The sequence below is a fragment of the Microbacterium sp. CPCC 204701 genome (assembly GCF_004010105.1).
In the GTDB taxonomy this organism is placed as follows: domain Bacteria; phylum Actinomycetota; class Actinomycetes; order Actinomycetales; family Microbacteriaceae; genus Microbacterium.
The window spans coordinates 1-10,791 of the sequence record NZ_RRYE01000069.1; the positions used below are offsets into that span (position 1 = coordinate 1).

General features: G+C 70.9%; 10 protein-coding genes and 1 pseudogene. 5 read left to right on the forward strand and 6 right to left on the reverse strand.

The features are described 5' to 3' along the window. Together EIO58_RS06650 and EIO58_RS06655 are read left to right on the forward strand one after the other, a co-directional pair. Positions 1-756, forward strand: a 756-nt coding sequence (locus tag EIO58_RS06650) for a CDP-glycerol glycerophosphotransferase family protein (RefSeq protein WP_205789165.1), incomplete at its 5' end; no start/stop codon positions are given. After that, positions 753-2,204 (forward strand): CDP-glycerol glycerophosphotransferase family protein, encoded by a 1,452-nt coding sequence (locus EIO58_RS06655; RefSeq protein ID WP_127818861.1) that lies wholly within the window; start codon positions 753-755, stop codon positions 2,202-2,204. The genes EIO58_RS06650 and EIO58_RS06655, both read left to right, overlap by 4 nt. A 21-nt stretch (positions 2,205-2,225) precedes the next feature. Here EIO58_RS06655 and EIO58_RS06660 read toward each other — a convergent pair whose 3' ends face one another. Continuing rightward, positions 2,226-3,251, reverse strand: coding sequence for a glycosyltransferase (locus EIO58_RS06660; protein WP_127818869.1), 1,026 nt, complete (start codon positions 3,249-3,251; stop codon positions 2,226-2,228). 128 nt (positions 3,252-3,379) lie between these two features. Between EIO58_RS06660 and EIO58_RS06665 the strand changes: the two genes are divergently transcribed. Further along, positions 3,380-4,660, forward strand: a complete 1,281-nt coding sequence (locus EIO58_RS06665; protein WP_127818862.1) for a CDP-glycerol glycerophosphotransferase family protein — start codon at positions 3,380-3,382, stop codon at positions 4,658-4,660. 17 nt (positions 4,661-4,677) lie between these two features. Here EIO58_RS06665 and EIO58_RS06670 read toward each other — a convergent pair whose 3' ends face one another. Further along, complete coding sequence (locus EIO58_RS06670; protein ID WP_127818863.1) at positions 4,678-6,060, reverse strand: maltokinase N-terminal cap-like domain-containing protein; 1,383 nt, start codon at positions 6,058-6,060, stop codon at positions 4,678-4,680. A 155-nt stretch (positions 6,061-6,215) separates the two neighbouring features. Continuing rightward, entirely contained in the window at positions 6,216-6,404 is a 189-nt protein-coding gene (locus EIO58_RS06675; protein ID WP_127818864.1) for a hypothetical protein, read from the reverse strand. Between the two features lie 513 nt (positions 6,405-6,917). Between EIO58_RS06675 and EIO58_RS06680 the strand changes: the two genes are divergently transcribed. Beyond that, positions 6,918-7,316 (forward strand): hypothetical protein, encoded by a 399-nt coding sequence (locus EIO58_RS06680; protein WP_127818865.1) that lies wholly within the window; start codon positions 6,918-6,920, stop codon positions 7,314-7,316. Between the two features lie 605 nt (positions 7,317-7,921). Here EIO58_RS06680 and EIO58_RS06685 read toward each other — a convergent pair. From EIO58_RS06685 to EIO58_RS06695, 3 genes are all read right to left on the reverse strand, one after another. Next, positions 7,922-8,149, reverse strand: coding sequence for a hypothetical protein (locus EIO58_RS06685; protein WP_127818866.1), 228 nt, complete (start codon positions 8,147-8,149; stop codon positions 7,922-7,924). A 218-nt stretch (positions 8,150-8,367) separates the two neighbouring features. Continuing rightward, entirely contained in the window at positions 8,368-9,276 is a 909-nt protein-coding gene (locus EIO58_RS06690) for a hypothetical protein (protein ID WP_127818867.1), read from the reverse strand. A 65-nt stretch (positions 9,277-9,341) separates the two neighbouring features. After that, positions 9,342-10,034 carry a phosphocholine cytidylyltransferase family protein gene (locus EIO58_RS06695; RefSeq protein ID WP_127818868.1) on the reverse strand — a complete coding sequence of 231 codons (693 nt, stop codon included), beginning with the start codon at positions 10,032-10,034 and terminating at the stop codon, positions 9,342-9,344. A 75-nt stretch (positions 10,035-10,109) separates the two neighbouring features. On the opposite strand from EIO58_RS06695, the pseudogene EIO58_RS06700 reads away from it, so the two are divergent. Continuing rightward, positions 10,110-10,791, forward strand: a pseudogene (locus EIO58_RS06700) (hypothetical protein); the annotation flags it as partial.

A 10,791-nucleotide genomic window follows, 5' to 3' on the forward strand; every position in this document is an offset into this window, starting at 1 on the left:
GGCCGCCTCGAATCGGCGTTCGCCCTCGCCGACGCACGCGTCCCGGTGACCGGGGAGCCGCGGGTGGACGTGCTGTCCTCCGGCACGCCCGACGGCCGCCGGTCGATGGCTCGCGCCGCGCTGAGCGAGGCGGTGCCTCGCCTGAATCCTGCGGGGTACACCGTGCTGTATGCGCCGACGTGGCGCGACGGCGCCCCCGATCCGGCCGTGCCGAGCCACGACGAATGGCGGAGGATCCTCGAGGTGCTCACCCGGCACGGTGCGACGATGCTCGTCCGCTCGCATCCTCTCGGGGCCGGCGACTACGCGCCGCCGTCCCCGACCGACCGCATCCAGACGCTCGGGAGTGACGTCGTGCCGGATGTGACCCCGCTGCTGCCCGCCTTCGACGCGCTCGTGACGGACTTCTCGTCGCTCGCGTTCGATGCGGCGCTGGTGCCGCTCCCGGTGGTCTTCCTCGCGCCCGACGTCGCCGCGTACGCCCGTCGCCGCGGATTCTACGGGCGCTACCAAGACGTCGCGGGCGAGGACTGGGCCACCGACTGGGACGGTGCCGCGGCGCAGCTCGACGCGATCCTGGGTGACGCCGCCGAACGCGAGCGCCGCGTCGCCCGCTCACGGTCGCTGAGCGACCGCGTCCACGCGTACCGCGACGGACGCAACGCCGAGAGGGTGTACCGTGCGATCCTGGCCGGAGTGTACGGCCATACGCCCGCCCCGCAACGGGCCTCCCGCCCGACGGAAGGAGACCGATGACGGACGCGCGCTTCACGATCGACGGGGGAGCGGCGCTGGAGCTCTCCGGCTCCGGTGAGCGCCCCGCCTCGGTCGAGATCGTCGGTCCTCGCGCCCGCGCGAAGGGCGTGCTCACCGGCCGGGGCAAGACGTGGCGTGCCGTCGTGCCGCTGCGCGCCGCCCGCTGGGGCGGGAGCGACCTGCCGCTGCCCAGCGGATATTACGAGGTGCGCATCACGGATGCCGAAGCACGCGGCATCCGTTCCCCCGAGGCGCTGCCGCTGACGCAGCTGGGCACCCTGCGCGCAGAGCTCGACGGCTGGACCCTGGTCATCGGGCCGCCCGTCGACCCTGCGTACGACTCGGGCGAGGGGCAGGACGCCCTCGAGCGGCGATACGCCGCGCGGCTCGCAGGCTTCGAGAACGCCGTGTTCTTCGAGAGCTTCTACGGCCGGAACGCGAGCTGCAACCCGCTCGCGATCGACCGCGAGCTGTCGCAGCGGGCCCCCGGCGTGACACGCTACTGGAGCGTCGTCGACCTGTCGGTGGCGGTGCCCGACGGCGCCGTCGCGGTGGTCGAGGGCAGCCCGGAGTGGTGGCGTGCCCGCGGAGCGGCGCGGCTGCTGGTCGTGAACGACTGGCTGCGCCGCCGGTTCGTCCGGCGACGCGGACAGGTCGTGCTGCAGACGTGGCACGGCACGCCGCTCAAGCGGCTCGCGCTGCATCGGCCCGGTTTCGACCCACGACGGATAGCCGCGGTGATCCGCGAGTCGCGCCGCTGGAACATCCTGCTCGCCCAGAACCCGTACGCGGCCACGATCCTCGGTAAGGCGTACGCGTTCCTGACACGGCCGATCTGGGTCGAGGGGTATCCCCGCAACGATGTGCTCACCGGCGGCGACGGCTCGGCGACACGGGAGGCGCTCGGCATCCGTCCGGGCGAGCGGGTGCTGCTGTACGCGCCGACGTGGCGCGACGACCGTGATCAGATCGTCGACTTCGTCGACCCGGTGCGACTGGCGGCCGCGACCGACTCGGTCGTGCTCGTGCGCGGCCACTCGCGGACCCTGCTCCCGGGGCGGGATGCCGAGGGTCCTCGCGTCATCGATGTCACCGGCTACCCCGACACGTCGCAGCTGCTGCTCGTCGCCGACGCGCTCATCACGGACTACTCCTCGGTGATGTTCGACTTCTCGGTCACCGGCAAGCCGATGTACTTCCTGGTGCCCGACATGGACCACTTCAGCGGTGAGCTGCGCGGCTTCTACTTCGACCTCGCGGTGCACGCACCCGGTCCGGTCGTGCGATCGGAGGAGGAGCTCGTGCGCGCGATCACGGCGCCCGATCCCGACGCCTACGTGACGAAGTACACCGCGTGGCGCGCGAAGTTCAACGCACGCGACGACGGCCACGCGGCCGAGCGCGTGGTCACCCGCCTCCTCGACCAGGGCTTCGTCGACGTCGGCTGACGCGCGGATGCCGTGCCCGCGCTACGGCAGCGGGGTGTTGCGGCTGCCGAGCCGTGACGTGTCGACGGTGTCGTGGGCGCCGCGCACGACGCCGACCAGGAACCCCCAGCCCCACGCGAGGTGCATCGTGGGCAGCACCGCGCCCGTCCACAGCTTGTCGCGCCAGCCGTGGCCTCCGCCCTGCCCGATCGCGACGGCGATCACGAGCACCGCGTACGCGATGACGGGGAGGTAGACGACGGATGCCGCGACCGCCCACCAACCCGGCAGCACCCCCGTCAGCTGCAGGACGCCGACGACGATCGAGAGCACGACAGCGAGCACGAGGGCGGGCGGGGCGAAGAACCGCAGCGAGTTGCCGCGCCCGAAGCGTCGCACGAGCTCCCCCCGCCACCGGCCCGTCGCCGAGAACTGGCGCACGAGACGCGTCCAGCTCTCGCGCGGCCAGTAGGTGACGTCGAGCGTCGGGTCGAACCACACCCGGTATCCGGCGCGTCGAATGCGCAGGTTCAGCTCCCAGTCCTCGCCGCGGCGGATGGACTCGTCGAACAGGCCCACCTCGTCCAGAACCGCCCGGCGCATCACGCCGAGGTACGCCGACTCGGCTTCGCCTTCCTGAGTGCCGCCGTGGTAAGCGCCGCCGCCCAGACCGATGGGGGAGTTGTAGGCGCGCGCGACCGCACGTTGGAAGGGTGTGCGCCCCTGCGCGCGCATGACCCCGCCCACGTTCGCCGCGCGCACCCGGTCGAGGGCCGCCAGGGCGCGGCGCGTGTAGGACGGGTCGAGCTCGGAATGGGCGTCGACCCGCACGATGGTGGGGTGGCGCGCGGTGCGGATCGCCAGGTTGAGGCCGACGGGGATGTCGGCCGCCGGGTTGTCGACCAGGACGAGGCGCTCGTCGGTGCGGGCCAGCTCCTGCGCCAGCTCGCTGGTGCCGTCGGTCGACGGACCGAGCGCCAGGATGAGCTCGGTCGGACCCTCGACGTCCTGTGCGAGAACCGTCTCGACGGCGCGGCTCAGGTAGGCGCGCTCGTTCAGCACGGGCATGACGAAGCTCACGCCGGCACCGGGAGGGACGACCGGAGCGTCCTTGCGCCCGTGTTGCTCGACATGCACGCGTCGATCATGTCATGGGCGCCCCGAGAACCCGCTGACGCCCCCGTTAGGCTGGACGGGTGGGTGTCGTCTCGGATGCGAAGAAGGCGGTCGCGCTCGTCAGCAAGGCGGTGCGCAACCGCTCGGCCGTCATCGACGTGCGACGCGCGCTCGCGGCCAGGCCTCCGCATCCGTCGTTCCACTATCGGGTCGCTGTGTACTTCGCCGACGGGACCGTCAACATGTACCAGATGAGGCAGTGGTACAAGCCGCTCGCCGAGCTGTCGACGATGTGGCCTGTCGTCGTGCTCAGCCGCGCCGCCACCGGTGCCCGCGCCCTGCTCGCCGAGGATGCGCCACCGGTCGCGTTCGTGCCGACCGTGCGCGATCTCGAGCGGTTCATCGCCACGCAGGACATCCGCGTCGTGCTGTACGTCAATCAGAACACCCGGAACTTCCAGATGTTCCGCTACGGCCGCCGCTGGCACGTCTTCATCAACCACGGTGAGTCCGACAAGATGTACATGACCACCAACCAGTACAAGGCGTACGACTACGCCCTGATCGCCGGCGAAGCCGCGCGCGAGCGCCTGTCACGCGTGCTGTGGGACTACGACATCGACCACCGCGCCATCCCCATCGGGCGTCCGCAGGCCGACCATTATTCCGGGTCGCTGCCGTACACGCCCGACGACCGTACGGTCGTGCTGTACGCGCCGACGTGGGAGGGCGACCGCCCGTCCGCGCACTACGGCTCGGTGGCGTCCCACGGCGAGGCGCTCGTGTCGGCGCTGCTCGCGAGCGGACGCCACCGCGTGATCTACCGCCCGCACCCGCGATCGGGAGTCGTCGACGCGGAGTACGGTTCCGCGAATCGGCGCATCGTGGCGGCACTGGCGGCCGCCAATGCCGCCGACCCGGCCGCCCGGCACGTGTACGACGACGGGCCGGATCTCGGCTGGCAGCTCTCGGCGGCGGACGTCGCGATCGTCGACATCTCGGCGATGGTCTACGACCGGCTTGCGGCCGACAAGCCGCTCATGATCACGCGACCGGTGGACCCGGCGGCGGCGATCGACACGCACGGGTACCTGTCGGCCTGCGAGTGGCTCGAGGCGTCGGCGGCCTCGGATGTCGTTGCCGAGACCGACCGCGTTCTCGGTGATCCCGAGGCCGTCGCACGCCTCGAGCGCTGGGTGTCGCACTACTTCGGCGACACGTCGCCGGGAGCGGCGACGGCACGCTTCCACACGGCGATCGACCGCCTCATGCGCGAGTGGGACGACTGGTACGCGCGCACGACGCAGGACGACGACGGGGACGAGCCCGAGGACGAGGCGGATCTCGACGACGAGCCCTGACCCGCGTGCGGGCGGGCTCAGACGACCGCGGCAGGTCGCTCGACGAGGCGCGAGATCGCCGCGAGCGGGATGGAGACCCACGTCGGCCTGTTGCGTGACTCGTAGATCGCCTCGTACACAGCCTTGTCGAGTTCGAGGGCGGCCAGCAGCGGATGCCTCCGATCCAGGTCGGTGCCGGACCGCGCGGCGTATCCCTCGACGAACGCCTGACGCGCATCGCGCGCCCAGCCGCGCACCGCCTCTGGGGAGCGGCCGGGGTCGTCGAGGCGCAGTGAGCCCGTCACGTAGTCGAACGACCTCAGCATGCCGGCGACGTCGCGCAGCGGCAGGTCGGGCTGCGTTCGCTCAGCCATCGGTCGCAGCGGCTCGCCCTCGAAATCCAGGAGCACCCAGCCCCGGCCGGGAGCGTGGATGACCTGACCGAGATGGTAGTCGCCGTGGATGCGCTGAAGGGCCGGCCACGCCACCTCCAGTGCCCGTCGGTAGACCGCCTCGGCGGCGGCCCGCCGCTCCGAGATCTCGGGAACCTCGGCCATCGCGATAGCGAGCCGGCGAGCCCACGTCGACGCGGTGGCTTCGCGGTCGCGCGTCGTGGCGGCTCGCGTGCGGAAGCATCCCGCGAGTGCGAGGTGGACGTCGGCGGTGGCTTCGCCGAGTGCCCGCGCGTGGGCGCGGAAGTCGTCGCTGCGCGCCGCGGCGAGGAGCGCGACGCGCCACGCGTCCTCGACATCGGGGAGGAACTCCTGCGCGAACGCGAGCGAGCCCCGGACTGCGCCGTGTGCGGTCTCGAGGTCGGGCCACAGGCCCTCCACCCAACCGACCGGCGTCGGCACCCGCGACGAGCCGGACTTGGCCAGCGCGATCTGGAGCTCGATGTCGGGATTGAGCCCGGGATGCACTTGGCGGTACACCTTGCAGATGACCGGCATCCCGTCACCCTCGAAGATGAGCGACGTATTGGACTGCTCACCGGTGACGACGCGGGCGGTCGTGTCGCCGAACGTCCCGCCATCGACCGGATGACCGGCGACCCGGGTCTGCGGACCCTCCGCCGTACCGCCGCCCGTGATCAGCCGGAGGAGCGCGTCGGCGTACGCGGGGTCGAAGGGGCCGTCGATGAAGGTCGTGCCGGGCTCAGGGCTGCCGATGACGTGCTCGGGGTCGGCATCGACCGTCTCAGTCGCGCGCGCGACCACGGGGATCTGGTACAGCACCGTCGGCAGAGCGCCTTCGTCGGCAACGAGGTACGTGCGTATGCGTGCATCGGAATCGGACTCGGCGTCCGCTGGTGAGGGCAGCTCCCACCACGAGACGAGACGCAGACTCGGTGAGCGCGCCTTCGCGGCGTACCACCGCTGCCGCGGCATCCACGCCGCCAGGCACGCCAACGTGCTGTCCATACATGTGAGGCTATGCCTCGGCCCGGTGACTGTCGAGAGTCGACCTGCAAGCGCTTGCAGGTCGGGAGAGTGTTCACGGTTGTGCATTGCTGCGCGACCGCGGCCCACGGCGGCGTGGCAACGGCGGTGTGAGAGGGCTGAGTCAGGAGCGCTGCTCAGAACGGTGAGTCGCTTCCAGGCGGGTCTTCGGCGCTGAACAGCCAGGGTTCGCGCAAGGCGCGGCGTCGTTCGAGGATCTCGGGATCGGCCACGAACCGGACGACCGGCTCGGGCCGGTCTGTGTGCGTGCGGCCCGTCGGCTCGTCCACACGAGAACGCCCGGTGTGACCTGCTCGACGGTCCACGCCTCGACGGTCTTGAGCACATGGTGACGTCGACAGAGATGCGCAAGGTTCCCATGCGAGGCGGGGCCGCCCTGGGCCGCGCCGATCGTGTGGTCGACATCGCAGCGCCAGACGGGTCGCCGGCAGCCCCGGAAGCGGCAATGCTCGTCTCGGGCAGCGAGGAACCGGTCGAGCGCCGGACCGGGGCGGTATCGGTCGACGCACATCACGGCACCGGACCGGGGACGTCATGACGCGCTCCGATCCGGTTGCGCCGGCCGCGAGCAGTCGTGCAGTCTCCGTGTCGATCGGGCCGTATCCCGCGAGAAGCGCGGGTTCGGTGGAGGGGCCCGCCATTGTCAGCACGGGCACGGTGACCTGCACGGTGGCGCGGATGGCATCGAGTTCCGTGCCGGCGACGCAGTCGTCGGGGCCGGCGGTGAGAAGCAGGTCGGTAGCGATGTCCGCCCGAAGCTGGTCCATGGTGCGCTCGTCTGCGGGCTCACCTTCACCGATGGTGCCCGCACGCTCACCGTGACCGTCACCGTCGCCGTCGACGTGGCCGCCGGCGTCCGGGTAGGGGCCCGGGTCGGCGTCCGGCTGCGGGGTGCGCGCAGCGACGACGGATCGGGCTTGCGCGGTGAGGCGGTCGCGTATGCCTTGGATCAGGGTGGCGTCGTGGGTGACCTGGAGCGTCGCGAGTCCATCCGTCTGGTCGATCACCCGGACATCGCGACGCACGACCGCCGCGGCGTGCCGTTCGTGCAGCGACTGCTCCACGAAGCGCTCTGCGATCACCTTGAGCACGGGCGCGAGCCGGCCAGGCGTGAGCGTGCCCGCGCGATCGACGGCGATCCGAACGAACTCATCGCGTGCGTCGTCGTCGTCGATCGGGTCGCCGAGATCGTGGATCCACGCGAGGTGCTGCCGTGAGATCTCACCCCGCTCGAGAGCATCGACAGCGAGGGTGAACCGCGTGCACAAGTCGGCCGACTCCGACAGGAGTCGGGTCACCGTCCACTCCGACACCCGGCTCGAGGTCGAGAGGTCTGACACCAGCGCCCGTCGGGCCAGCTCGAACCGGCGTCGCTGCTCGCCGCGCGCACCGACCGGCGCGGTGACCGATGCCGCGGCATCCGCGAGCAACCGGATCTCGGCCGCTTCCGCCTCGGCACGGGCACGACGACCCGCGGCGAATCCATCCACGAGTCGCCCCGCAGCCGAGAGCGCCGATGTAGGTCGAACACGGGATCGGCAGACATGAGACGCACAGACGGAGGAGGGCGAGGACTCGAGACTCCCCGCGAGATCGCGGTCGCAACTCGTCTTCACGCTGCGGCGGATCGCCGCGCTCTCTCCTGCCCACGGACTCGCCAGATGCGGCCGGAGTCCTCTCAATCATCGAATCTCTGATCTACAATCTATCGCAACGCCAGCCACCACTGCAAGATAAATGTTCGAGCAGTCGCGCAGATGCCGAGACTCGATGCGCGGGGATCCGTCGCCGGGGATCCGTCCGACCCCACGCCGCTCCACCGCTATTCGTCGGCGGGAAATTTCTGCGGCTGCGCGATCTCGATAGCCGGCACCACCGGGATGACGATCGACTCGACGGCGCCGCCCCCGAGCTCTCCGCCCACGAGGAGCCCCGGATCCACGCCGGCGGCATCCGTCAGGCGCTCAGCGGCACCCTCGGGATGTGCGGGCTCGGAGGGGATGCCAGCCCAGTCGGCGGGCTCTTCAGGACGCTGGACGAACAGACCCATGCTCCTATTCTCACCCCGCCGCCCGCGACGGCGACGTCACATCACGGATCGCCAGAGGTGCTCCTCGCCGTCGTCGAGTCCGAACCACGCGATCGTCACGACAGAATCGTCCGGTTCGGCGTCACGCAGGCACAGCCCGGCGGTGTCGCTGACCGTGTCGGGACGCGGACTGCGTCCGGTCTGTCGGAACTCCTTCGCACACGCCCTCGGGAGGAGGCTCAGCCGTGCGACGGCGGCTCGATCCCGCGATCTTTCCGGAGCACGACTCTGCCCACCGTCGCGGTGCCCCGCCTCACACCGCCCACGATGGCCTGGCCGGCCCGGCGGATGCCGCGTCCGGCAAGCCGCTCCAGGCGTTCGGCATCCGGCCGGGGCTCGAGTTCCGGCGGCAGCGATGCCGGCGGGATTCCGAACGCGCGCCGGGAGCCCGCGAGCACTCGCCGGCCGAGGATGTTGTTGCCGGCGCCGCCGATCGCTGCGCCGATGCCGAACGGCAGCGCCTTGCCGAGCCACGATGCCCCGCCCCGCGCCGCGAACTGGCGTATGAACGCTGACTTGAGCCGGTCCACGAGGGGTCCGACGGCGGCGCGAGGGAGCGTCTTGGTGACGATCTCGCCCCAGTACGTCGAACGCGCCGGGCCGCGACCTGCGGCCTGTCCGGCGAGCTGGGCCACGAGGTCGACGCCCTCCTTGCCGAGCATCAGGGTGAGCACGAGCGCGCGGGCACGATCCGGGTCGGCGACGGGAATGCCGTGCACTTCGGTGACCGACTGCGCGAACAGCGCGGTCGCCTCGAGGAAGGCCACCGTCTCCACGCCGCTCAGGGCGAGCGTGACGCCGGTCCCGATGCCCGGGACGACGGCCGTCGCCCCGACCGCAGCGCCGCCGGTCGTGACGGCCGCGAGATAGCGGCGCTCCAGGATTCGCACGATGTCGGAGGGCGTGGCATCCGGATGGCGCAGTCGGATGCTGCGCAGATGCGCGATCACGACCGGACGCTGGATGGCGAGCACGCGGTCGAGAGCGCGGATCGTGAGCGGGTGCTCTTCCGAGCCGGCAGGCGGAAGCCCGCCCTGCCACGGCGCGTCCCCGGGGAGGGTGTGGATCCGGTGCACTTTGTCAGCCATCGCGCCGATCCTATGCGCCAGGCCCTGAGCGGTCGCTCAGGGTTGACAGCAGATGCCGCGTCGGGTCAGACGAAGAGATTGGCCCGCTCGAGGTCCTCGGCGAAGTCCACCTCGACCGCGTACAGGTCGGAGATGTCGAGGGGCTCCAGCAGCAGGCCGTCCTCGGCGATCGCGAGCTCGAGACCGCGCTCGAAGTAGTCCTGGTCGTCGACGCGCGTCAGCTGGCGCAGGAACGCCTTCTTGTCGCGGCTCGAGATGTAGTTGATGCCCACAGCCTCACCGATGCCGCCCTTGACGGTCTTCGAGAGCTCCTTGATGTGGCCCTCCGCCGTGACCGTGTACTTCACCTCTTCGTCGCTGACCTTCGAGGTGTTGACGGTCACGAACGACTGATCGCGCTCGATGAGCTCGATCGCGCGACCGAGGACGCGCGGATCGAAGACGACATCGCCGTTCATCCAGAGCACGCCGCCCTTGCCCGTCTTGGCCAGCGCGCGCAGGAGGCTCTTCGACGTGTTCGTCTGGTCGTAGCGGTCGTTGTAGACGTAGTCGACGTCGGGGAACGCCTCGACGATCGTCTCCGCCCGGTAGCCCACCACGGTCGTGATCTTGGCGTCGTCGCCGAACGCGGCACGGATGTTGTCGTGCTGCTGCTGCATGATGCTGCGGCCGTCGCTGAGCTCGGTCAGGGGCTTGGGGAGGCTGCGGCCCAGCCGCGAGCCCATGCCAGCCGCGAGGATGACGGTCTGAAGGGTCAAAGTCTGCTCCTGAAGTGCGTGGTTCACCGGCAATTCACCGACGAGACACCCCTTCGTGCCGCCCTCATGGTATCCATGACGCCTGAGAACGTGCAGAATATCGGGTTGGCGTTGCCGTTTCGTGACATAACGCGGATGCTGAGACTCGGCCGTGCGGACCACGCCGCGCCGAGGGGCGCTTGGTACGTTGGTTCGGTGACAGCCTCCCTCCCGGCGCCGAACGAGATCGATCCGGAAGAGCCGGACCGTCACGAGAGCCCGCGCGTCGTGCCGATCACCCGGCCGCAGCCGCAGCAGCCGAAGAAGCCCCGGCAGCCGCGCAAGCCGAAGGCCGAGCGCCCAGCCCCGGACTCGTCAGGTTCGCAGCGCGGGGGTTCGCCCGGGGCGTCATCGTCCCCGCCGCCGGTGGCGGATCCGGGGCCGCCCCCGCCGGTTCCGAGCGATCTCGAGGTCGTGGCGAGTGTCGCCGCGGACATCGTCGTTCCGCCCAAGCCGCCGCTGCCGGCCAATGAGACTGCTGCTGCGGAGCCCGTGGAAACCTCCGCGGAGGAATCTCAGGCCGAGGCGGAGCCGGAGGCCCGTACTGAGGCCGAAACCGACCCGGCCCTCACGCAGGTCGAGGCGGAGCCGGAGGTTTCCGCGGAGGCCGAGGCTGAGCCGGCGGCCCCCACTCTGGCCGAATTCGAGCCGGCGGCCCCGATGGAGGCCGAGATCGAGCCGGCGGCGCCCGCCGAGGTCGAGGCATCCGCCCCCGTCG